At 64.8% G+C, this 23,558-nt stretch carries 20 protein-coding genes; 9 read left to right on the forward strand and 11 right to left on the reverse strand.

Going from position 1 to position 23,558, the window contains the following annotated elements; all coding sequences use genetic code 11:
• The first annotated feature begins 1 nt into the window (after position 1).
• The 4 genes from RMET_RS26075 (at position 2) to RMET_RS26090 (ending at position 4,738) form a co-directional block, all read left to right on the forward strand.
• Positions 2-1,048: an ABC transporter ATP-binding protein gene (locus RMET_RS26075; protein ID WP_011519496.1), complete on the forward strand. Its 1,047-nt coding sequence runs from the start codon at positions 2-4 to the stop codon at positions 1,046-1,048.
• On the forward strand, positions 1,045-2,058 hold the full coding sequence (locus RMET_RS26080; protein WP_011519497.1) for an ABC transporter ATP-binding protein: 1,014 nt from the start codon (positions 1,045-1,047) through the stop codon (positions 2,056-2,058). The genes RMET_RS26075 and RMET_RS26080 overlap by 4 nt, the downstream gene beginning before the upstream one ends.
• Positions 2,059-2,094: 36 nt before the next feature.
• Positions 2,095-3,555: an N-acyl-D-amino-acid deacylase family protein gene (locus RMET_RS26085; protein ID WP_029310102.1), complete on the forward strand. Its 1,461-nt coding sequence runs from the start codon at positions 2,095-2,097 to the stop codon at positions 3,553-3,555.
• A 313-nt stretch (positions 3,556-3,868) separates the two neighbouring features.
• A complete protein-coding gene (locus RMET_RS26090) occupies positions 3,869-4,738 on the forward strand; it encodes a crotonase/enoyl-CoA hydratase family protein (RefSeq protein WP_011519499.1) in 870 nt (289 codons plus the stop codon).
• A gap of 65 nt (positions 4,739-4,803) precedes the next feature.
• On the opposite strand, the gene RMET_RS26095 is transcribed toward RMET_RS26090, so the two are convergent.
• The 3 genes from RMET_RS26095 to RMET_RS26105 all read right to left on the reverse strand — a co-directional run bounded on the left by RMET_RS26095 (position 4,804) and on the right by RMET_RS26105 (position 8,371).
• Entirely contained in the window at positions 4,804-5,814 is a 1,011-nt protein-coding gene (locus tag RMET_RS26095; protein ID WP_011519500.1) for an Ldh family oxidoreductase, read from the reverse strand.
• Positions 5,815-5,851: 37 nt separating this feature from the next.
• Positions 5,852-7,276, reverse strand: a complete 1,425-nt coding sequence (locus tag RMET_RS26100) for an aldehyde dehydrogenase (NADP(+)) (RefSeq protein WP_035822201.1) — start codon at positions 7,274-7,276, stop codon at positions 5,852-5,854.
• A gap of 150 nt (positions 7,277-7,426) precedes the next feature.
• The gene (locus RMET_RS26105) at positions 7,427-8,371 is read right to left on the reverse strand and encodes a dihydrodipicolinate synthase family protein (RefSeq protein ID WP_011519502.1); all 945 of its coding nucleotides are present in this window, start codon (positions 8,369-8,371) and stop codon (positions 7,427-7,429) included.
• A gap of 401 nt (positions 8,372-8,772) precedes the next feature.
• Between RMET_RS26105 and abaF the strand changes: the two genes are divergently transcribed.
• Complete coding sequence (gene abaF, locus RMET_RS26110) at positions 8,773-10,152, forward strand: fosfomycin efflux MFS transporter AbaF (RefSeq protein WP_011519503.1); 1,380 nt, start codon at positions 8,773-8,775, stop codon at positions 10,150-10,152.
• 83 nt (positions 10,153-10,235) lie between these two features.
• Here abaF and RMET_RS26115 read toward each other — a convergent pair whose 3' ends face one another.
• The 3 genes from RMET_RS26115 to RMET_RS26125 all read right to left on the reverse strand — a co-directional run bounded on the left by RMET_RS26115 (position 10,236) and on the right by RMET_RS26125 (position 12,730).
• On the reverse strand, positions 10,236-10,919 hold the full coding sequence (locus RMET_RS26115; protein WP_017512097.1) for a GntR family transcriptional regulator: 684 nt from the start codon (positions 10,917-10,919) through the stop codon (positions 10,236-10,238).
• Between the two features lie 72 nt (positions 10,920-10,991).
• Positions 10,992-11,672, reverse strand: a complete 681-nt coding sequence (locus tag RMET_RS26120; protein WP_011519505.1) for a GntR family transcriptional regulator — start codon at positions 11,670-11,672, stop codon at positions 10,992-10,994.
• 110 nt (positions 11,673-11,782) lie between these two features.
• The gene (locus RMET_RS26125; RefSeq protein WP_011519506.1) at positions 11,783-12,730 is read right to left on the reverse strand and encodes a LysR family transcriptional regulator; all 948 of its coding nucleotides are present in this window, start codon (positions 12,728-12,730) and stop codon (positions 11,783-11,785) included.
• Between the two features lie 77 nt (positions 12,731-12,807).
• Between RMET_RS26125 and RMET_RS26130 the strand changes: the two genes are divergently transcribed.
• On the forward strand, positions 12,808-13,884 hold the full coding sequence (locus tag RMET_RS26130) for a zinc-binding dehydrogenase (protein ID WP_011519507.1): 1,077 nt from the start codon (positions 12,808-12,810) through the stop codon (positions 13,882-13,884).
• Positions 13,885-13,960: 76 nt separating this feature from the next.
• Here the strand turns inward: RMET_RS26130 and RMET_RS26135 are convergent, their stop codons facing one another.
• Complete coding sequence (locus RMET_RS26135; RefSeq protein WP_011519508.1) at positions 13,961-14,494, reverse strand: dihydrofolate reductase family protein; 534 nt, start codon at positions 14,492-14,494, stop codon at positions 13,961-13,963.
• Between the two features lie 169 nt (positions 14,495-14,663).
• On the opposite strand from RMET_RS26135, the gene RMET_RS26140 reads away from it, so the two are divergent.
• From RMET_RS26140 to RMET_RS26150, 3 genes are all read left to right on the forward strand, one after another.
• Entirely contained in the window at positions 14,664-15,701 is a 1,038-nt protein-coding gene (locus RMET_RS26140) for a bifunctional nicotinamide-nucleotide adenylyltransferase/Nudix hydroxylase (RefSeq protein ID WP_011519510.1), read from the forward strand.
• 85 nt (positions 15,702-15,786) lie between these two features.
• Complete coding sequence (locus RMET_RS26145; protein WP_011519511.1) at positions 15,787-17,220, forward strand: nicotinate phosphoribosyltransferase; 1,434 nt, start codon at positions 15,787-15,789, stop codon at positions 17,218-17,220.
• A gap of 171 nt (positions 17,221-17,391) precedes the next feature.
• Complete coding sequence (locus RMET_RS26150) at positions 17,392-18,339, forward strand: LysR family transcriptional regulator (protein ID WP_011519512.1); 948 nt, start codon at positions 17,392-17,394, stop codon at positions 18,337-18,339.
• 6 nt (positions 18,340-18,345) lie between these two features.
• Here RMET_RS26150 and RMET_RS26155 read toward each other — a convergent pair whose 3' ends face one another.
• Genes RMET_RS26155 through RMET_RS26170 form a run of 4 tightly spaced genes read right to left on the reverse strand, consistent with a single transcriptional unit; the run spans position 18,346 to position 23,548 of the window.
• A complete protein-coding gene (locus tag RMET_RS26155; RefSeq protein ID WP_011519513.1) occupies positions 18,346-19,122 on the reverse strand; it encodes an enoyl-CoA hydratase in 777 nt (258 codons plus the stop codon).
• Between the two features lie 13 nt (positions 19,123-19,135).
• Positions 19,136-20,107, reverse strand: a complete 972-nt coding sequence (locus tag RMET_RS26160; protein ID WP_029310104.1) for a Bug family tripartite tricarboxylate transporter substrate binding protein — start codon at positions 20,105-20,107, stop codon at positions 19,136-19,138.
• A gap of 59 nt (positions 20,108-20,166) precedes the next feature.
• Complete coding sequence (locus RMET_RS26165; RefSeq protein WP_011519515.1) at positions 20,167-21,351, reverse strand: CaiB/BaiF CoA transferase family protein; 1,185 nt, start codon at positions 21,349-21,351, stop codon at positions 20,167-20,169.
• A 49-nt stretch (positions 21,352-21,400) separates the two neighbouring features.
• Positions 21,401-23,548, reverse strand: a complete 2,148-nt coding sequence (locus RMET_RS26170) for a 3-hydroxyacyl-CoA dehydrogenase NAD-binding domain-containing protein (protein ID WP_011519516.1) — start codon at positions 23,546-23,548, stop codon at positions 21,401-21,403.
• Positions 23,549-23,558 lie beyond the last annotated feature (10 nt).

The following is a 23,558-nucleotide window of genomic DNA, read 5'->3' on the forward strand; positions in this document are numbered from 1 at the left end:
CATGACGTCCACCCGCAAGGCACTCCCCGCCGGCACACCACTGCTGGAAGTACAGGACCTGCACGTGCGCTTCGACACCCTGACCGGCCCCGCGCGATCGGTCAACGGTGTCTCCTACACGGTGCGCGCCGGCCAGACACTGGGTGTGGTCGGTGAATCCGGCTGCGGCAAGAGTGTGACCGCGCTCTCCATCATGCGGCTGCTGTCCGCGCCACCCGCGCATGTGACAGGCGCCGTCCTGCTCGACGGGACCGATCTGCTCACGCTCGGCGAGCGCGAGATGCGCCGCATCCGTGGCAACCGCATCTCCATGATCTTCCAGGAGCCGATGACCTCGCTCAACCCGGTCTTGACCATCGGCCGCCAGATCGCGGAAACCGTACGCCTGCACCAAGGGGCGAGCCATGCCGAAGCGCTTGCCCGCGCGATCGACATGCTGCGCCTCGTGCAGATCCCCGAGCCCGAGCGGCGCGCGAACGAGTATCCGCATCAGCTCTCTGGCGGCATGCGCCAGCGCGTGATGATCGCGCTCGCGCTGGCCTGCAACCCCGAGGTGCTGATCGCCGACGAGCCCACCACCGCGCTGGACGTGACCATCCAGGCGCAGATCCTCGACCTGATCCGACGCCTGCAGCAGGAGCTGGGCACCGGCGTGGTGATGATCACGCACGACCTCGGCGTGGTGGCGGAGAGCTGTCATCGCGTGGTGGTGATGTACGCCGGGCGCAAAGTCGAAGAAGCGAACGTGGCCGATCTGTTCGACCGTCCGCTGCATCCCTACACACGTGCCCTGATGGCGTCCATGCCGTCGATGAACACCGGCAGCAGCCGCCTGACCGAGATCCCCGGGTTGGTGCCGTCGCCCCAGCAACCACAGCGCGGCTGCGCCTTCGCGCCCCGCTGTGCCCAGGCGCAGGCCCGCTGTCACACGGAGATGCCTCGGCTTTCGGCACAGGGCGCCGACCACTTCGTGGCCTGCTTCGCCGTCGAGACACGTCAATCCGATGGCGTCGCACCAGTCGACAGTACCCCGGAGACCCTTGCATGAACCCCTCTCAGGAACCCATCGCAGCGACCGCGCAGGCCGCGCCGCTGCTGCAGGTGGACGGGCTGCGCAAGCACTACACTGCACCGCGCCGCTGGCCCTCGCCGCCGCCCCGGCCGATCCAGGCGGTTGATAACGTCTCCTTCACGGTCGCTCGTGGCGAAACACTGTCCCTGGTGGGCGAATCCGGCTGCGGCAAGACCACCACCGCAAAGTCCGTGCTGCGTCTGGTAGAGCCCACCGCAGGCTCGGTCAGGCTGGACGGCGAGGAACTGCTGACCCTGTCGGCCGGAGAGATGCGTCGCCGCCGGCGCGAACTACAGATCATCTTCCAGGACCCGTATGCTTCGCTGAGCCCCCGTCTGACTGCGGGAGAAATCGTCGCGGAGCCGCTGCGCAACTTCGGGATGCGCTCCCGCGCGGAGCGCGAGGCGCGCGTGCAGTGGCTGTTCGGCAAGGTCGGCCTGCGCCCCGAGGCCACCGCGAAGTATCCGCATGAGTTCTCGGGCGGGCAACGCCAGCGGCTCGGCATCGCCCGCGCACTGGCCATGCAGCCCAAGCTGATCGTGTGCGACGAACCGGTCTCCGCGCTCGACGTATCGGTGCAGGCCCAGGTCGTCAACCTGCTGATGGACCTGCAGCAGGAGTTCGGCATCGCCTATCTCTTCGTCGCCCATGATCTGGCCGTGGTGCGCCATATCAGCCGCCGCGTGGCCGTGATGTACCTGGGTCGCATCGTCGAACTGGCCGATCGCGATGCGCTGTTCTCTACGCCGCGCCACCCCTATACGGAGATTCTGCTGTCGGCCGCGCCGGTGCCAAACCCGCGCGCGCCGGCACGACGCATTCTGCTGCAGGGCGATCCGCCCAGCCCGGCAAACCCGCCCTCTGGCTGCCACTTCCATACGCGCTGCCCGCTTGCGCAGCCCATTTGCCGCGAGCAGGCACCGGCGCTGACGGCGCGCCCGTCGGATGCGCCGGGCGGCCACCAGGTCGCCTGTCATTTCCGCTGAAGGACACCCCCAATGCCACTCCAGGAGACCCGTAGCATGGCTGAGCAGGCTTCGAACCATCATGATCTGCTGATCCGGGGCGGCACCGTGATCGACGGTAGCAAGGCACCGCGATTCACCGCCGACATTGCCGTGCGCGATGGCCGCATCGCCGCTATCGGCGACCTTGCTGGTCACACTGCCGAGCGCACGCTGGACGCCGCCGGCCGCATCGTCGCCCCGGGCTTTATCGACTCGCATACCCACGACGACCAGGCGGTGCTGTCGCAGGCGGCAATGCCGTTCAAGATCTCCCAGGGCGTGACCACGGTGGTGGCCGGCAACTGCGGCATCAGCGCTGCACCGCTACGCGCCGACATGGACCTGCCGATGCCGCTGGGCCTGATCGATGCACCGCCTGAAGGCCGCTTCACAACCTTCGCCGCCTATCTGGACGCCCTGCGCGCCACCCCCAGCTCGGTGAACGTGGCAGCGATGGTGGGGCACTCCACGCTGCGCGCGGTCACCATGTCCGCGCTGGATCGCCCCGCGAACGACGACGAGATCGCAGCCATGCAGGCGCTGGTCGAGGAAGCGATGCAGGCGGGTGCCATCGGGCTGTCGACCGGTACCTTCTACCCGCCGGCGATCAAGGCCACCACCGAGGAGATCATCGAAGTCTGCCGCCCGCTGAGCGCGCGCAAGGCGCTCTATGTCACGCACATGCGCAACGAGTCCGATCAGGTCATGGAAGCGCTCGAGGAGACCTTCCAGATCGGCCGCGCGCTGGAAGTACCCGTGGTGGTGTCGCACCACAAGGTGCAGAACACGCCAAACTTCGGCCGCAGCCGCGTCACCCTGCCCTTTATCCAGGAGACGATGCAGCACCAGTGCGTGTCGCTCGACTGCTATCCCTACACCGCCGGCTCCACCATGATCCGCACCGAACCCGCCATGCTCGAGGGTCGCGTGCGCATCGCCTCCAGCGTGCCGCACCCAGAATGCACGGGCCGCGACCTGGATGACATCGCCCGCGAATGGGGCGTCGCCAAGCAGGAAGCCGCGCGGCGGCTGCAGCCCGGCACGGCCATCTACTTCCTGATGGACGAAGCCGACGTGCAACGCATCCTGGCTTTCGACGAAACGATGATCGGGTCGGATGGCATCCCGGTCGGCGAGAATCCGCACCCGCGTCTGTGGGGCACATTCCCGCGTGTGCTGGGGCATTACTGCCGCGAGGTCGGCCTGTTCCCGCTGGAGACCGCCGTCTGGAAGATGACCGGCCTGACCGCGCGCAACTTCGGCCTGCACGGGCGCGGCACGCTGGCGGTCGGCAACCATGCCGACATGGTGATCTTCGATGCCGGCACCATCCGCGACGCCGCCGACTACGACACGCCCACGCGCCCGGCCGAGGGCATCGACACCGTGATCGTCAACGGCGCCATCACCTGGCACGGCGGGCAGCATACCGGCGCCAGGAACGGCCAGGTCATCAAGCGTCGTCACGCCGCCTGATGACCTGGCGGGAAGCACCGAGGCCGAGTGTCATGAGCCCCGGCCTCGGACGCTTCCTCGTAGCGGCTAGAAGCGGTGGCGCAAGCGCGACTTTCCGGAATGTGCCGGCTGCCCCGGTTGTTGCGGACAGCGTGGGGTTGTGTTGGTCGTAGACCACCGTGGCCCCAAACGGATCAAAGTCCGCGTTTACCCCAGCAGCAGCTTGAAGGCTCGACGGCTCCGCGGCCCTGGCCTGTTCCGCGCAGCGAAAGCCCCGCACCACGACGGCGCCGCAGGTGCTACGCTGCATCCACTTCCCAACAGGCACGCGACCATGACCACTACGCCCCCGGCTTTCGAGACGCTTCAGTACGCCGTGCAGAACGGCATTGCCACGATTTCGCTTCACCGCCCCGAGAAGATGAACGCGTTCACACACCAGATGTGTGAAGACCTGATCGCGGCATTTGACGCGACGGATGCCGACGACAATGTGCGCGCCGTGATCGTGACCGGCAGCGGCCGTGCGTTCTGCGCGGGTGCCGACCTGTCCAGCGGTGGCGCCACCTTCGACTACGAGAAGCGTTATGGATCGACCGGCGTGAAACGTGACGGCGGCGGCCGAGTCGTGCTGCGCATTTTCCGCAGCCTCAAGCCGGTCATCGCTGCCGTGAACGGCGCCGCGGTTGGTGTCGGCGTCACCATGCAGTTGCCGATGGACATCCGCATCGCCTCGACCGACGCAAAGTTCGGCCTCGTGTTCGCACGGCGGGGGATTACGCCGGAAGCGGCTTCGTCATGGTTCCTGTCGCGCGTCGTGGGGATTTCGACGGCACTGGAATGGTGTTTTTCGGGTCGCGTATTCAGCGCGCAGGAAGCGCACGAGCGCGGACTCGTCCGTTCGCTCCATGCGCCCGAGGATCTGCTGCCGGCGGCCTATGCCATTGCCAGGGAGATCGCGGACAACGCCGCCCCGGTTTCGGTCGCCATGGCGCGCCAGATGATCTGGCGCATGGCAGGGGCCGCTCATCCCATGGACGCCCACAAGGTGGATAGCCGCGCGATCCAGTCGCGTGGTCAGTCGGACGATGCGAAGGAAGGTATTGCGAGCTTTCTCGAGAAGCGTCCGGCACAGTTCCCGAACCGCGTATCGAGCCAGATGCCGGACTTCTTTGACTGGCAGGGCGAGCCAGACTTCGAGTAAGCCGCCAATCGCCGGCGATTCGCGAGCCGAGGCGGTACGCGAATCGTCGTCATAGGATGGCTCGGCTATCGCAGCTTGAGCAGATCCTCGTACAGCGCCCGTGGCACCGTCACGCCCGCCTCATCGCTCCTGGCTCGCGCGGCGTAGCGGCGTTGCGACGGCAAGCGCGCGCCCTGGCTCGTGATTGCCTCGAACAGGCTCTCGGCTTTCTCAAGGTACTCGCTGGCCCGATCGCCCAGAAAGACGGTGGGATCGAATGCCAGCAGCAGTTCGCCATGACAAGGCGTGGCCCCCGCGCTCGCATCGAACGCCATGGATTCGGCGCTGGTCATGTCGCCGATCAGCGGGCCGGCCATCAGTTCGATCATCGCGGACAACGCAGACCCCTTGTGCCCGCCGAACGTCAGCATGGCGCCTTTCAGGGCCGCCAGCGGGTCGGTCGTCGGGTTCCCGTCCGCATCGATGGCCCACCCCTCCGGCAGCGCCTTGCCTTGCCGGCGATGAAGCTCGATATCGCCTCTGGCGATCGCGCTGGTCGCAAAGTCGAAGACAAATGGCGTTCTGCCCGGACGCGGCCAGGCGAACGCCAGGGGATTCGTTCCGAATACCGGTTTGGTTCCGCCGGCAGGGGCCACCCACGCGTGGCTGGGCGTCATGGCCATTGCGACCAGTCCTTCGCTCGCCAGCGATTCCACTTCGGGCCAGAGCGCGGAGAAGTGAAAGCAGCGATTGATGGCCATGGCCGCCAAACCGCATTCCCGGGCTTTCCGGATGAAATGCGGCAGGCCGGTCTGAAACGCCAGCAGCGAGTTACCAAAGCGGGCATCGACCCGGACGATCGCTTTCGCCTGATCGACGACTTCCGGCACCGCGTGGCCATCCACCTTCCCGTTGCGAATGGTATGAACGCAGACCAGCAAGCGATACAGGCCATGAGACTGGCACTCGTCGCGCTGGCCCGCGACGATCACGTCCGTGATCGCCTTGCTGTGCGCCTCGGAGTAGCCGTTCGTTTGCAGAACGTTGAGCGAAAGCTCGCGTACCTCCGCGAGCGAGAGCTGGATGGTTTCCGACATTGATCTGCCATGCCTCCTTATCGTTGCCTGTGAGATATCACGCGCGCTGGAGCAGCCACTCCGGCGCATCCTGAAGTGCCACGGGCCGAAGAAAACGCTGCAAGGCAGCATACCCGACCGACGTGGTCTTCGGATCGGTGGACGCCGGCCAGGGGCCGCCATGTTGCTGCGCGCGCGTCACGGCGACGCCGGTCGGTACACCAGAGAACAGCACGCGGCCCCCAATGTTCTGGGCCACGCGCACGATCTCGCGATTCTCGTGGTTGTCCTGGTCGCCCCCCCAGATCGTGACCGTGAGCGATCCCTTGACGGCGGAGAGTACATCGGGAATCGCATCGACGGATGGCACCATGACCACTACGGCCGCTGGACCGAACATTTCCTCGTGGAGGCTGGCATCCGCGATAAAGGCAGCGCCGGTGGTCTGGAACAGGCGGGGAGCCGGGCCGGCCCCAGCCTCATTCCCTTCCAGTACGACCTCGATATTGGCATTCGCCTTGATACGCGCGACGGCATCTTCAAAACCATTGCGGATGCCTTCGCTCAGCATCCGATGGGTGGCCTGCCCCGCCAGCGAGTCGCCCAGCGCCGAGACAAACTCGCGGCCGCGCTGGTCATCGACCACCACGATAACGCCGGGGCTGGTACAGAACTGGCCGCAGCCTTGCAGCATCGACGCCGCCAGCACCTTGGCCGGCGCAACCGGGTCGTCATGCAGTGCCGCAGGGAGCACCACCACCGGATTGATCGAACCGAGTTCGCCGAAGAAGGGAATCGGGATCTCGCGCTCATTCGCGGCGCGCCACAAGGCCACGCCACCCTGATAGGAGCCCGTGAACGCCACGCCCGCGATCAGCGGATGCTTGACCAGATGGATATTGGCGTCGCGCGACATGTCGCAGTCGAGCATCGAGAACACGCCCTCTTCCACACCTTGCGCGCGCAGGACCTCTGCGGCAATCTTCGCCACCTCGATTGACAGGCGCGGATGTCCGCCATGCGGCTTCACGATGACCGGACAACCCGCAGCCAACGCCGATGCGGTGTCTCCGCCCAGGACCGAGAACGCGAACGGGAAGTTGCTGGCTGCAAATACGGCAACCGGACCAATCGGGACCATGACACGGGTCAGACGCGGACGGCCCGACGGAGGCGGGCCGGGAATGGCTTCGTCATCCACCTGGACGTAGGGGACGCCCGCCACGACTTCATCCGCGAAGCCCCGCAACTGGAACGATGTGCGGGCGATCTCCCCCGTCAGCCGTGGGATGCCGAGGCCGGTTTCCTCGTCGGCCATCACCGCGAGTTCATTCGCGCGCGCGTCGAGGGCGTCGGCCAGCGCACGCAGCACGCCACTGCGGACCGTGGGACTCGAATGCGCCCATGCCGCGCTGGCCTCGTGGGCGCGCGTGGCGTGCTGGTCGATGATCGCGAAGACTTGGTTCTGTTCGGAAGCGTGCATGAATGGAAACGAGGGAGTCTGACGGAAAAGCGGAGAAGCGAGCGGAGCACGAAAGCTCTGCATCGCGGAGAAGGAGTACAGATGGGTAGAACATGCGCCCAAGGCAGCCGACTTCGCCGCCTTGGGATGGTCATGCAGGGTCAGACAGGATCAGGCGTCCACGCCTTTGGACCACTCGCGATACCAGTCGCGGAAGAGTGCGTACTGCTGTTCCGCGTAGTTGCGCTGCGCATCGCTCAGCGCGTCCGTCTCGTTGAAATGCAGCGTGTATTCCTTGTCGCCGTTCAGGACCATCAGGTGCTTGTAGAACAGGACCAGATCAGTGCCTTCGTCGAACGAGGACAGGACATGCAGCGCCGCCTCCAGCTCCCTGGCCAGGCGACGCGCCTTGACGTCGCCAGCAGCCGCCTGCTTGCTCAGCTTGACCAGTTGCAGCACTTCACGCGGCAGCGCGTTGCCGATACCGGTGATGGCACCGGTGGCGCCGCAGTTCACAAACCCGTGGAACACTTGCGTGTCGACACCGGCCATCAGGATCACGTTCTCGTCCTGCGAGGTGATGTTCTCCGCGGCATAGCGCATGTCCGCCGCGCCGCCAAACTCCTTGAAGCCAATCAGGTTCGGGAACTGGCGGCGGAGTTCGAAGAACAGGTCCCCCCGGGTGGCGAAGCCATAGTACGGGCTGTTGTAGATCACCGCGGGCAGGCTCGGCGCGGCAGCAAGGATGGCGGAGAAATGCGCCTTCTGCGCGGCCGGGGACGCGCCACGCGACAGCACGCGCGGAATAACCATCAGGCCGTGCGCGCCAACCTTCGCGGCGTGCGCGGCGTGGGAAACGGCTTCCTTCGAATTGACGGCGCCGGTGCCGACGATGGTCGGCACGCCCGCTGCCACGAGGCGGGCCACGCCTTCCTGGCGTTGTTGCTCCGTCAGCAGCGGCCAATCTCCCATCGACCCGCAGTAGACGACCGCGCTCATGCCGAGTTCGATCAGTTCCTTGCCCTTGGCGACGAGCGCGTCGAAGTCCGGCTTGCGATCCGGAGTGCAAGGGGTCATGAGTGCGGGGATAGTACCCTCAAAAATCTTGGAAGACATCACGCGGTCCTGAGTCAGAAAGTTTCGATAAGAGCGGAATCGGGGCTCCCGGAAACAGCCTCCGGGAGACTGCCTTGTCAGGATGACGATCCCTGCTTCGTGCATATTGTATAAAATCTGTCGCGGAAGGTGCTACGAGATTTCGTCAGGGTTTACCCGTCAGCCCGCACCAGTCTGGCTCGTCCGACACCCCCCTTCGACTCCGCAGGTGCACCATTTTCTGGCTTGTAGCGGCCCTTTCCGGGAGATTGATGACGGCTTTCCGGCCCCAGTGGTTCCCGGCCAAAGGGTAAACCCCTCATTTCCGTATATTGCATGTTGTATAAAATCTCACCACTGACGCCGGTGTGGCGAGGCGGGAATCCACCCGCTGGTCAGCAGAGACAAAAGGACGAGCAAAGATGGCGAATCAACTCAGCGAGGCTGTCCCCGAAGCGAGTGTGGGACGACAACGCGGCACGACAACAACAAAAGATCTGCGCCGCGTTGTCGCGGCTGCGATGGTTGGGTCCGTAGCGGAATGGTATGAGTTCTTCCTGTATGGAACGGCATCCGCACTGGTATTCGGGACGCACTTCTTCAAGAAAACAGGGAATCCGGTCGATGGCCTGATCGCGGCCTTCGCGCTCTATGCCGTAGGGTTCGCCGCACGGCCGATCGGCGGGATCGTCTTCGGTTACTACGGCGACAAGTTCGGCCGCAAGTACCTGCTCCAGGTCAGTCTGGTAGCCGTGGGGATCACGACGTTCCTGATGGGCTGCCTTCCCACGTTCGACGTGATCGGGTACTGGGCCCCCGCCCTGCTCGTCACGCTGCGCCTTATCCAGGGCTTTGCCTTCGGTGGCGAATGGGGTGGCGCCGTCCTTCTGGTGAGCGAGCACAGCCCGGACGACCGGCGCGGCTACTGGGCAAGCTGGCCGCAAGCAGGCGTGCCGGCTGGCAACCTCGTCGCCACGCTCATCCTGCTCGCGCTCTCGAGCACGCTGCCGGAACAGGACTTCCTGTCCTGGGGCTGGCGAGTCGCCTTCTGGTTCTCCGCCGTGGTGGTGCTGATCGGGTTCTGGATCCGTCGCAAGGTCGATGATGCGCCGATCTTCAAGGAATCCCAGGAACGGCGCGAAAAGGAACATGCGACCCAGCAAGGCGTCCGGTACGTTCTGCGCTATCACTGGAAGGAAGTGCTGATCGGCATTGGCGCGCGCTTCGCGGAGAACATCCTCTACTACATGGTGGTGACGTTCTCCATCACGTACCTGAAGCTCGTGGTCGGCGCGGATACCACGCGCATTCTCAAGCTGATGTTCTTTGCCAATGCCCTGCACTTCATGATCATTCCGTTCATGGGCTACCTGTCGGACATCATCGGTCGCAAACCGGTGTACCTGACCGGCGCGGTCCTGACGGCGGCCTGGGGCTTCATTGGCTTCCCGATGATGGACACCGGGAACGACTGGATCATCATGGCTGCCATCGTGCTGGGCCTGGCAATCGAGTCGATGACCTACTCGCCCTACTCCGCGCTCATGACCGAGATGTTCCCGACGAACGTCCGATACACCGCGCTCTCGCTGTGCTACCAGATCGCACCGCTGATGGCCGGATCGCTGGCTCCGCTGATCGCGCTGTCGCTGCTGGAGAAATACCACTCCTCCACGCCGATCGCCCTCTACCTGGTGGCCGCCGCCGTGATCTCGATCATCAGCGTTGCCGCCGCGAAGGAAACGCGCGGCAAGTCATTGCGTGACGTCGACGCCGAGGCGAAAGCCCGTGTGAATGGCTGATCGAAGTCTCCGAGCAACAAAAAAGCCGCCCTCTCCGGGCGGCTTTTGTTTTCGGGCCTGGCTATTGGCTCGATCCGCTCTGCTTAGCTGGTGCCGCGCCGACGGGAGAGCAGGAAGTTCCGCAGTTCCTCGCCGGCATGTTCGATATGCCGCTTCAACAGCGCGGCGGCGCCGCGCCCATCCCCTTTGCGACAGAGATCGACGAGTTGCCGGTGCTCGGCTTCGGCAATCTCCCGGCTGGCCGTGGACAAGGAAAGCTGCAGGCGCGTGTAACGGTCCGTCTGCTGGAGCAGGGACGCGACGATGCTCACTGTCTTCGGCTGATCGGCCTTCGACAGCAGCAACTGATGCAGCATGGTATTCAGGTCGCCCCAGCGATCCTGCGCCTGCGCCTTCAGTTCGCCGCTGAACTCGGCCAGAATCGCGTCGAGTTCCTTGAAATCGTCGACGGAGAGCTTCTTCACGGACTTTCGGATCAGCGTGGGCTCCAGCAACGCCCGCAATTCGAACAACTCGGTGAGCTCTTCAATGGAAAGCTCCGACACGATGGCTCCCTTGTGAGGGAGTATCTTCACCAGCCCTTCGCTTTCGAGCTGCACCAGCGCTTCACGCAGCGGGATGCGGCTGATCCCGAGTTCATTGGCGAGCGCGTCCTGCCGGAGTTGATAGCCATCCACGTACTGGCCGGAGAGGATGCGGCGGCGAATTTCATCGGCGGCGGCCTCTGCTCGCGTCACATGCCGAAGACCAGGTTTATTGGTGACCATTGGAAGTTGACAACGGCGCCACCTGGCGCCGTTTTGCATATTTTCTACATTCTACAGCAGGGCCATCGCGCCTTACGGCCTCCGGCGCTCCCGCAGAAACAGAATCAACTCCTCGCCGGCATGTTCGATATGCCGCTTGAGCAGCGCGCACGCCTCCCTCGATTCGCCCAGCCGGCAAAGGCGGACGAGTTCCTCGTGTTCCGCCTTGGCGCGCTGCACGGCGGCATCGCTGATGGAGAGCTGCACCCGTGTGTAGCGATCGGTCTGCCGCAATAGCGACTGCACCAGGTCCAGGGACCTGGGCCGGTTGGCACGCCCGAGCAGGATGTCGTGCAGCTCGGTGTTGAGTTCGCCCCACCGGTGCGAATGCCCCTCGGCGAGCTCGATGGCGTAGCGCTTCAGGATTTCATCGAGTCGGTCGAAGTCATCCTTTGTGAGGCGGGGAATCGAATGTCGGAGCAGATGGGATTCGAGCAGCGCGCGCAACGAGAACAGCTCTTCGATGTCCTTCGTCGACAGCTCCGCAACAATCGCCCCCTTGTGGGGGACGATCTTCACCAGCCCTTCGTTCTCTAGCTGGACCAGTGCTTCCCGCACCGGGATGCGGCTGATGCCGAATTCTTCCGCGAGAAGATCCTGCTTGAGCTGAAAGCCCTCCACTAGCTCGCCTTCCAGGATTCGCCGCCTGAGTTCTTCCGTTGCCGCTTCGGCGCGTGTCGCCGCGCCTAGCGCAGACGTGGATCTTCCGTTCATATCTGTCTCGTGGATGCCCCTGGGCTAGATGGACGCTTCGGGGTGCGTCTCTGCCATATTGCATTCTACTGCGCTCGCGAGCGGGACCGGCACCTGAGTTGCCGCCGTGCTCAGCCCTCACGCAACTGGCCGGCCACCTCGGCCAGTGTGCTCCGCAGCCAGGCAATCGCGGGGTCCGCGTGGTTGCGCGGGTGCCATGCCGCGCTGAGCGAGAATCCCGGCACATCGAACGGCAGCGCGAAGGCATCCAGCCAATCGGCATAGCGTGCCGCCAGCCGAGCCGGCATCGTGCAGACGTAGTCACTACGGCGCAGCAAATCGGGGACCACCGTGAATGCCTGAACCGATACCGCGACATCACGCGATCGACCCAGCAACTGAAGCTGCTCGTCAACGAAGCCGAAGAAGCTGCCACCACTCGTGGAAACCAGCACGTGGCGCAATTTGCAGTACATATCGAGCGTCAGCCGGCGCGCTCCCCGAGGATGGGATTTCCGCTGCGCCATCACGAAGGTCTCATCGAGAAGTTTGCGCGCCCGCATGGTTGGTGGAACCATGCGCTCGGACCCGATCAGCAGATCGACTTCACCCGATTCGAGCTGGGCGGCGATCTCGGCCTGCCGTCCATGCACGAACGCCACGCGCACCCCGGTCCCCGCGACAATCGATAGCCGCTCCAACAAGGACATGCCAAGCGTCGACGTGGCGTTATCGCTCGCGGCGATCACGAACTGGCGCGTGTCGACGAACGGATCGAACTCGGGCCGCCGATGCACAACGGACTCCAGGTCCTTGAGCGCGACGTGCAGCGGCTCCAGCAATGCCAGGGCCCGCGCGCTTGCGATCATTCCCCGCCCCGTATCGGCCGGGATCAGCAATGGATCGTCGAAGATGCGCCGCAGCCGCGCCAGTTGGGCCGATACGGCGGGCTGCGTCAGCCCGAGCCGCTCCGCCGTATGCGTGACGTTACGTTCATCCAGCAAGGCATCCAGGGTCACCAGAAGATTCAGATCCACGCCCTTGAAATCAACCACACTTATACCTCTTATATCTGTCATCGATTTCAAAGATAGGTCGCGAGCCCCTACAGTTCAAGCCAGCCAACCGGCGGACACCCCAATCAAGGAGCCCCGATATGAAAGCCTGGATGCTCGACCAACCCGGCCAGCCGCTTGTCCTGCGTGACATCGACACGCCCCATGCCCGCCCCGGCGCGGTGCTCGTACGCATGGAAGCGGTGCCGCTGCTCAGCTACACGCGCGACTACCTGAACGGCGCGCTGCCTTACGCCTACCCGCCCGGTCCTTTCACCCCCGGTACAAACGGCGTTGGCACGATCATCGAAACCGGAGCGGGTGTCCATCACTTCCGGGCCGGACAACGCGTGGCCGTCAACCCGTACCTGACCAGCACGGAAAGCGTCGATGCACCGGCCGAAATCCTGATTGGCCTGACCGGCATCAGCGCGGACAGCGGCCCCCTGCTTCAGGACTTCCCACACGGAACGCTACGAGAGGTCGCCGAGTTTCCCGCTGCGGCACTTGTCCCCCTCGACGGGCTGGATCGCCTTTCGTCCGACCAGCTGGCCACCCTGTCGAAGTTCGCCATTCCTTTCGGCGGCCTGCGTCGCGGCCGGCTGGTTGCGGGCGAGACCGTCGCGATCAACGGCGCAACGGGCGCGTTCGGATCAGCCGCCGTGCTTGCCGCGCTGGCGATGGGCGCTTCGACCGTACTCGCACTGGGACGCCGCGCTGGCCCGCTCGAATCCCTGGCCCGGATGGGCGACGGCCGGGTGGTGCCGGTAGTGATGACCGGTGATGAGGGGGTCGACAGCGCCGCCATCCGCAGTGCGGCATCCGGCGGCGTCGACCTGGCATTCGACATGGTTGGTCAGGCTACCTCGCCAAACAGTACGCTCGCGGCGCTGCTGAGCCTGAAGCGGCGCGGTCGCATGGTGCTGATGGGCAGCATGACCGTGCCGCTGCCACTGCCCTACGGCGCCATGCTACGCAATGGCTGGGAGCTGATCGGCCACTTCATGTACGCATCCGCCGACTACCGCGCGCTGGTGGCAATGGTTCGCGCCGGCCAGCTTTCACTCGATGCAATCCACGTGAAGCGCTTCCCGTTCGACGCCATAGAGCAGGCGATCGATGCGGCGGGCACGCTGGCTGGGCTAGAGGCAGCGGTGGTGACGTTCCCACACGACTGAGACGCATCGCGGCGGGGGATTCGCCACGACAAACCTGGCGGAGGATAGCCGGCCGCCCCTCTCACCCGTTCACGCGTCAGGCCACCCGGTACGTCGACTGCACCAATCCCGAGGGGAAGCTGCGGCTCGAGACCAGGGCCAGATCGACGTCGCGCGGCAGCGCCCCGAACAACGGCCGCCCGGCTCCGATCAACACCGGAACCGTGGTGACCACCAGATCGGCGATCAACCCGTCGCGCAGGAACGACTGCACAACCTGCCCGCCATCGACATAGACCCGGCGTACGCCCTCGGCCGCCAGGCGTTCCAGCGTATCCCTCGGCGAAAGGCTCGCGAATCGGACTTTCCCCTCCAACGCCGCCGGCACCGGCGTGCCCGCCAATTGCCTGGACAGGACCAGGACAGGCCGGTCATAGGCCCAGTCGCCAAGGGTCAGGACCTTTTCGTAGGTGCCCCGGCCCATCACGATCGCATCCTTGTCGGCGATGAAATCCATATAACCGTGGTCCTCGGCCGGATCGTCGCGCTGGAGCAGCCAGCCGATATCGCCATCGGGTCGGGCGATGAAGCCGTCGAGGCTGGTGGCGATGAAGACGTGTGCGGTGGTCATGGATGGCTCCGGGGCGAACAAGCCGCATATTCTTCACCGGACAGGACACCGACACAAGCCGCACGGGTATATCCCCCTTTTTTCCGTTTGACGCACCGGTGGCGCCGGCATACCATTCAGTCACGGTTACGGGACAGACCCAATTCCGCCAATCTCTTGAGGGAGCCTCATGAGCACCAATACAAAGCGCTTCGACGCGCTTGTCTTTATCGGCCGTTTCCAGCCGATGCACCGTGGTCACGTTGATGTACTACGCCGGGCGCTGAGCCAGGCGGACACCGTTTGCATCCTGATCGGATCCACCGACAAGCCTCGCACCATCAAGGACCCGTTCTCGTTCGACGAGCGCCGGCAAATGATCGAGTCCGTACTGGACGAATCAAGCCGCGCGCGCGTCCGGATCGGCGCGGTACAGGATTCGACCTACAACGACAGCGACTGGGTCCGCTGGGTACAGGATGCCGTGGCAGGACTGCTCGGCGATACCGCCGGCCGCCGGATCGGCATCATCGGTCACGAAAAGGATGGTTCTTCGTACTACCTTCGCATGTTCCCGCAATGGGAACTGGTCGAAGCCGACAGTACCGAAGACATCTCCGCCACCGAAATCCGCGAGCAGTTCCTGGCCGAACGCAGCAACAGCTTCGTCTCGTGGGCCGTGCCCGCGCCGGTATTCCAGTGGATGGAGCTGTTTCGCGACCGGCCCGAGTTCGCCCAGCTGAAGGCCGAGGCGGAGTTCATCGCCGGGTACAGGAAAGCCTGGTCGGCCGCGCCGTATCCGGTAACGTTCGTCACCGTCGACGCGGTAGTGGTCCATTCCGGCCACCTGTTGCTGGTGCGCCGGCGCAGCGAGCCGGGACGCGGCCTCTGGGCGCTGCCGGGTGGCTTCGTCAACCAGGACGAACGGCTCGAGACGGCCTGTCTTCGCGAACTGCGCGAGGAAACCGGACTCAAGTTGCCCGAGCCGGTGCTGCGTGGGTCGCTGAAGGACCGGCAGGTGTTCGACCACCCGCAGCGATCGCTGCGCGGCCGCACCATCACCCACGCGTTCCTGTTCAGCTTCCCGGTTGGCGAGCTGCCGCGCGTCAAGGGTGGCGATGACGCCGACAAGGCGCGCTGGGTGCCGCTCAACGATTTCGCCCGCATGAGAAGCGTCATGTTCGAAGACCATTTCGACATCGCCTACCACTTTCTCGGCAAGCTGTAACGCACCCTTCCAGCACGCTTCAGTACCAGCTTTATCCGCCGGGACAGACCTGGCGGCCATCCAACGGCATAGAGGAGCTCTAGCCATGCAAAACGACCTGCGTCGCCTGTCGTCGATCCTTTCCAATCCGATCCTGAACACGGATTCGTACAAGGCCTCTCACTACCTTCAATATCCCCAGGGCACCACGGCGATGTTCTCGTACATCGAATCGCGCGGTGGCCGCTACGATCGCACGCTGTTCTTCGGGCTGCAGATGCTGATCAAGGAATACCTGTGCCAGCCGATCACCGCGGCAATGATCGACGAAGCCCGGGACTTCTTCAGCGCCCACGGGGAACCGTTCAACGAGTCGGGCTGGCGATATATCGTTTCGCGCTATGACGGCTACCTACCCGTGCGCATCCGCGCGGTGCAGGAAGGCGCCGTGATCCCAACGCAGAACGTGCTCGTCACAGTCGAATGCGATGATCCCGAGGTGTTCTGGCTCGCTTCCTACATCGAAACCTTGTTGCTGCGCGTCTGGTATCCAGTGACGGTTGCCACGCAAAGCTGGCACCTGCGGCAACTCGTGCGTCGCTACCTGGAGCGCACCAGCGACGACCTCGGACAACTGCCGTTCAAGGTGCACGACTTCGGCGCGCGCGGCGTGTCGAGCGCCGAGTCGGCTGCTATCGGCGGTGCGGCGCACCTCGTGAGCTTCCTGGGCTCGGACACCGTACTCGGTGTGCTCGCCGCCAACACTTACTACAACAAGCCGATGGCGGCTTTCTCGGTGCCAGCTGCCGAGCACAGCACCATCACTGCCTGGGGCCGGGCTGGCGAAATCGATGCGTACCGCAATATGCTTCGGCAATTCGGCCGGCCGGGCGCCATCGTGTCGGTGGTGTCGGACTCATATGACCTGTTCGCCGCCCTGCGGATGTGGGGCACCGAACTGCGGCAGGCCGTGATCGATTCCGGCGCAACACTGGTCATCCGCCCCGACTCCGGCGATCCCCGGACGATCGTGCTGCAGACCATCGGCGCTCTCGACGAAGCGTTCGGCTCGGTGATCAACGGCAAAGGCTACCGCGTGCTCAACCATGTGCGGGTGATCCAGGGCGATGGCGTGAATGCCGAGTCCATCGAAGTCATCCTCGCCGCACTCGAAGCAGCAGGCTACGCGGCGGACAACATCGTGTTCGGCATCGGCGGCGCGTTGCTTCAGCAACTGAACCGCGACACTCAGCGATTCGCCATGAAGTGCTCGGCTGTCAAGGTGGACGATGCCTGGCGCAATGTCAGAAAGGACCCTGTCACCGATGCAGGCAAGCGATCCAAGCAAGGCCGTCTGACACTGCTGCGCAATCGCAGGACCGGCGACTATCAAACCGTCACGTTCCCGCTCGCCTGGGATGCGCGCCGCATCGAGGGAGAATGGGAAGACGCGCTCGAAACGGTATTCGACGGTGGAAAGCTGCTGGTCGACGTCTCGCTGGATGAGGTGCGCGCCCGCGCGGAGGCATACGAAGACTGAGGTGGGTCGATGTCTGCCCTGGGGCCGGCAGCAGTGCTTCCGGCTCCCTTCCATTGCTTCCCAGACCTGATTGATGCAGCATGGCGAGACAAATGCGTCTTGCTGCACGCCCGCGCCATCGGCATTCGCCGGTGGCGGCAAAAGCGGGTGACCAATTCCGGAGTCCCTCTCTTGCGGTACGAACTCACCGATCTCCGCCTTTTCCAGGCCATTGCGGAGGCCCACAGCCTGGCTGGCGGCGCTAGCGCCGCGCATATCACGGCCTCGGCGGCCAGTTACCGTCTGAAGAACCTGGAGCATGCGCTGGGCACACCGCTCTTCGTTCGCAACGCACGTGGCATGGATCTGACGCCTGCGGGCGAGATGATGCTGGCGCATGTGCGCGAGCTGCTGCAAGGCATCGAACGGATGCACGGAGAGGTTGGCCGATTCGCCAGCGGGCTCAAGGGACACATCCGCCTGCTGGCAAACAGCAGCTCGCTGAACGGATTCATCATCCCGAGCGTGAGCCGGTTCCTGGCCGCGCACCCGGCGGTCAACATCGACCTGGAAGAGCGGGCCAGCCAGGCGATCACGGCGGCAGTGGCCGCGCATGAGGCGGATATCGGCATATTTGCCAGCGATATGACCATGGCCGCCGACACCGCCGGCGTTCATGCGGTGCGGTACGCGGTCGATGAACTGGTGCTGGCGGTGGCCCCCGATCATCCGTTGGCACGGCAGGGGCGCATCCGGTTTGGCGCCGCACTCGGGTTCGACTTCGTCTGCATGAGCCGCACTAGCAGCAACTTCCTGTTTCTGCGCGATACCGCGCAACGCGCCGGCAAGCAACCGAATGTCCGCCTGCACGCACACAGCTTCGAGGCGGTACTGGCGCTGGCGGCTGCCGGCGTCGGCGTGGCGCTGGTGCCGCGTAGCGTGGCGGCGGCGTCGATGCTCGAGGGGCGCGTGGTCGGGGTGGCGCTCGACGAGCCCTGGGCGGTACGGGAGCTGACGCTCGTCACGCGCGCCGACGGAAAGCTGCCCGGCTTTGCCGCGGCGTTCGTGCAGTTCCTGCTCAACGACCCGCGCGTGGCCATCACACGCGAGACAGGCGCGGCCCCTGACGCCGCGTCCTGATTCCTGTTACCGCTTGCGGTTCAGGAAGGAGGCCATGTGATGCTGCGGCTCGCCCGTATCGAAGGCGCTGCCGAACTCCGCCACACTGTTGTCGATCGACACGTCGAGCGGCGCTTCTTCCCACTCGCGCAGCAGACGCTTCTGCTGACGCACCACCTGCGGGCCGAAGCTCGCCAGCAGTGATGCCACACGACTAACCTCGACGTCGAGATCGGCCAGCGGCACCACGCGGCTCACTATCCCCGCAGCCAGCGACTCTGCCGCGTCGGCGATCTCGCCCGTCAGCAACAACCACGCGGCGCGCGCGTTGCCAATCAGGCGCGGCATCAGCGCCGCATGAATGACCGACGGGATGCCTACCTTGACCTCCGGCATACCCAGCTGGGCGTTGTCGGCGGCGATGCGGATATCGCACGCCAGCGCCAGTTCCAAGCCGCCGCCGAGGCACCAGCCCGGCATTCGCGCAATCACGGGTACCGGGAAGTGACGCAGCGCATTGCACAAGTCGCGCAATGCGCTGATGAACACTTCCGCGCGCTCGCGGGTCAGCGCGGCCATCTCGTTGATATCGGCGCCCCCGATAAAGCCCTTGTCCCCCGTGCCGCGAACCACCAGCACGCGCACGTCGTCGCGTTCGGCCAGGCCGCGCACGGCCTGGGTCAGATCCGCAATGACCGGCGTCCCGAGGATATTCAGCGATTTCGCCTCGCGAATGGTGACGGTGGCTACGCCGCGCTCGTCGATCTCTACGGCGGCGTGGTGATTGGAAAGCGATGCGCTCATCGTGTTCTGCTCCTTACTGCAGCTTTGCGAAATGGATATCCTCGACTACCTTCTTCCAGTGCTGATTCTGCTCCCGTATCAGATCGGCGAAGGCCTTGCGCGTGGTATAGGCAGGCAGCGCGCCCTGCTTCTCGATGGCGTCGACCACCTCCGGCTCGGCCAGCACCTGCTTGACGGCCGCATTAATCTTGTCGAGGATCGCCGGCGGCGTGCCAGCCGGCGCGCCGAGGCCAAACCACGACGGATTGTTCATCGCGGGCAGCCCGGCTTCCGCGTAGGTCGGCACATTGGGCAGCATCTTGAGTCGATGCTTGGCCGCCACGGCCAGGGGCCGCAGCTTGCCGCCCTGGATCAGGCCGGACGACGACGGGATATTGTCGAACACAACCTGGATCTGTCCAGCCATCGCATCGTTCAGCGCCGGCCCCAGGCCCTTGTACGGCACGTGCAGCATCTTCGTGCCCGTGACGCTCATGAACAGTTCGCCATTCATATGACTCAGGCCACCGTTGCCCGACGACCCAAATGAATACTTGCCCGGCGACGCCTTCAGCAGCTTGATGAAGGCCGACATGTCCTGAGCGGGGAATGACGGATTGACCACCAGCACGTTGGGCACGTCCGCCAGATTGCTGATCGGATCGAAATCCTTGACCGGATCGTACGCCGTCTTCTGATAGACGTTCGGGTTAACCGCGTGGGAGCTTTCCACTTCCATCACGAGCGTATAACCATCGGCCGGCTGCTTGGCCGCGTAGGCACTGCCTACCGCGCCACCGGCGCCGGGACGGTTCTCGACCACAACAGGCTGCTTCAGCACCGCGCCAATCCGCGTGCCGACCACGCGCGCGATGATGTCGGTAGTACCACCGGCCGCGTAGGGCACCACGAGCTTGATCGGCTTGTCCGGCCAGTCGGCGGCGTGGGCAAGGCATGCCGGGCCCACAGAGGCCAGCGCTGCCAGTGCCAGGAAGGTTGGCTTCATATTCATCATGTGTCTCCGTACGGATTGAATTGTCGAAATTCGAGTCGGGCCGCCTGCATCTATCGCGCGGCAGCGATGGCGGCCACTGCTGTGACGCCCGTGTGTTCGCCGAGCAGCGGCGGTGGCTTGAGCGGCTGCGGATTGGCCGGCAGCATCGGATTGCGCACCATTGGCACCTCGCCCGTCACCGGATGCGTGGCCACCTGACGCAATTGCCGATGCTGGACCTGCGGATGCGCGAAGACCTCTTCCATCGTATGAATCGGGCCCCAGGGCACACCGGCGGCGTCGAACGCCGACGTCCAGTCGGCACGCGAGCGCGTCGGGAACAACGCCGTCAGTACCTTGCGCAGTTCGGTGAGATGTTCGATGCGGCCTGAGTTCGTGACGTAGCGCGGGTCTTGCGCGAGATCCGGACGCCCCGCCACATCACAGAAGCGTGCGAACTGCGTGTCGTTGCCGATCGCCAGAATCAGATAACCATCGGCGCATCGGAAGACCTCATACGGCGCGCAGTTTGGATGCGCGTTGCCCGTGCGTTGCGGGTTCTTTCCCGATACCAGGTAGTTGGCGCCCTGATTCGCATTCAGTGCGACGGCCACGTCGAGCAGTGCGATATCGAGATGCTGGCCTTCACCGGTCTGCTGACGCTGGAACAGCGCCGCCAGCACGGCACTCGTCGCATACATGCCCGTGCTGACATCGACCACTGCCACGCCCGTGCGCAACGGCCCAGCGCCGGGGCTACCATCCGGCTGGCCGGTGTAGCTCATCAGTCCGCCCATACCCTGGAACACGTAGTCATAGCCGGGCTTGTCGGCCATCGGGCCGTCCTGACCGAACCCCGTGATCGACAGATAGATCAGACGCGGATTGATCGCCTTGAGCGACGCATAGTCGAGCCCGTAGCGTTTGAGCGTCCCCACCTTGTAGTTCTCCACCAGCACGTCGGCGTGGCGGGCCAGCTCCAGCAATTGCGCGACACCTTCAGGCTGGCCATAGTCGATGCACACCGACTGCTTGCCGCGATTGCAGCTGATGAAGTACGCGGAAAGGCGCGCGTCGCTGCCATCCGCGGCATCCAGATACGGGGGGCCCCAACCGCGCGTGTCATCGCCACGCTGCGGATGTTCGACCTTGACAACTTCGGCGCCCAGATCGGCGAGGTTCTGCGTACACCACGGCCCAGCCAGGATGCGCGACAGGTCCAGCACGCGAATGCCTTCCAATGCGCGATGCAACATTGTGACTCCAGATTTTCGTGTTCAGATTCAGGGGGGGTGCGGCGTGAACTCAACGTGGACCGTCGAAAGTCTGCCGGCCTTCTGCGACCAACCGCTCGAGCAGTGGCGCAGGCTCCCAATGGGCACCGTGCACGTCCTGCAACGCGCGGATACGGGCCAGCACGTGCGCCAGACCGAGCGTTTCCGCATAGAACATGGGGCCGCCACGCCACGCCGGAAAGCCGTAGCCATGCACGTACACCACGTCGATATCGGAAGCGCGCTGCGCGATGCCCTCGTCCAGGATGCGCGCGCCTTCATTGATCAGCGCCAGCATGCAGCGCTCGACGATCTCCTCGTCGGCAACCGGTCGCCGCGTAATGCCTGCCTCGCGCGCGCACTCTTCGATCAACGCGTCGATCTGCGGGTCGGGGATCGGCGTGCGACTGCCGGGTTCGTAGCGGTAGTAGCCACCGTTGGTCTTCTGCCCGAACCGGCCCAGTTCGCAGATTCGATCGGCCACCGCCGAATACCGCAGGTGCGCCGGCCGCGTCGGCGCCAGCCGCTTCCGCGTGGCCCAGTTGATGTCCATGCCGGCCAAATCCGCCATCGTCAGCGGGCCCATCGCCATGCCGAACTGCGTCAATGCGCGATCGACCTGCAGTGGCGATGCGCCCTCTTCCAACAGGAAGCCGGCCTCCCGCCAGTAAGGCGTCAGCATCCGGTTGCCGACAAACCCTTCGCACACCCGCACCAGCACCGGAATCTTTCGGATGCGCTGCGCCATCGCCATGCACGACGCGATGACGTCGGCGCGGGTCGCCTGTCCACGCACGACTTCCAGCAGCTTCATCACGTTCGCCGGGCTGAAAAAATGCAGGCCGATCACGTCGCCCGGGCGTTTGGTCGACGCCGCGATCGTGTCGATGTTCAACCGCGACGTATTCGTCGCCAGGATGGCCGACGGCTTGCACAGCGCGTCCAGACGCTCGAAGATGGCCTGCTTCACGGCCATGTCCTCGAACACGGCTTCGACCACCAGATCGGCATCGGCCACGGCCTCGAACGCCAGCGTCGGCGTTATGCGCCCCATGCACGCGTCAATCTGCTGCGGCGCCAGCTTGCCTTTCGCGGCGGTGATCTCGTAGTTGCGGCGGATCAGTGCCATGCCGCGGTCCAGCGCGGCCTGCTCGCGTTCGATCAGCATGACCGGAATGCCTGCGTTGACGAACGACATTGCGATGCCGACGCCCATCGTCCCGGAACCGATGACGGCGACACGTTCGATCGGCCGCAGCGCCAGTCCCTTCCCTTCGGCAAACTTCGGCGCCTCGCGCTCGGCGAAGAAAATATGGCGCAGCGCCTTCGACTCGTTGCCCGCAACAAGCGCCTCGAACTGGGCGCGCTCGAATGCCAGCCCGTCGGCAATCGGCAGCTGCGTCGCGGCTTCGACGCACCGGATGCACGCATTCTGCGCGAGCGCATTGCGTGCCTTGCCGTTGATCGCGGCAATCCGCGCCCCGAAATCGACATCGCCGCTCGCCTTGACGGCCAACGCACTGGCAACCGGATGCGCCACCGCACGGGCGGCAGCACTCCGGCAAAAGTCGATCGCCAGTGCGACAACAGGTCCAGCATCCCGTGTGCCGCTCGGCCTCGCGTCTGCTACCGCATCGGCAAGACCGATGCGCGCGGCGGCTTCGCCGCTGACGGACGCCCCTTGCTGAACCATGTCCAGCGCCTGTTCCACACCAACGAGCCGTGGCAGCCGCTGGGTACCGCCGCCACCGGGCACGAGCCCGAGGTTGACCTCTGGCAGACCCAGGCTGGCGTCGGATGCCACCACGCGATAGTGGCATCCCATGGCCAGCTCCAGGCCACCACCGAGCGCCACGCCGTGTATCGCAGCCACCACGGGCTTGCTCGCCGATTCGATCAGCGCCAGCACATCGCGCGTAAGCGGCCGGGCGGTCGCGGCAGGCGTATTGAACTGCCGGATGTCCGCGCCGCCGCAAAACGCCTTGCCGGCGCCTGCCAGCACAACCCCGGCCACGGTGGCATCCTGCAGCGCGCGCGTGATCCCGGCGTGCAGGCCGGCGCGGGTGCTATCGCCCAGGCCGTTCACCGGCGGGTTGTCGAGCCACAGCACGGCGATATCGCCCTGCTGTTGCCAGCTCACGGTGGAAGAAAGAGGAATGGATTCGATTGCCTGGGACATTGCTGCGATC

It is taken from the genome of Cupriavidus metallidurans CH34 (assembly GCF_000196015.1).
Classification (GTDB): Bacteria; Pseudomonadota; Gammaproteobacteria; order Burkholderiales; family Burkholderiaceae; genus Cupriavidus; species Cupriavidus metallidurans.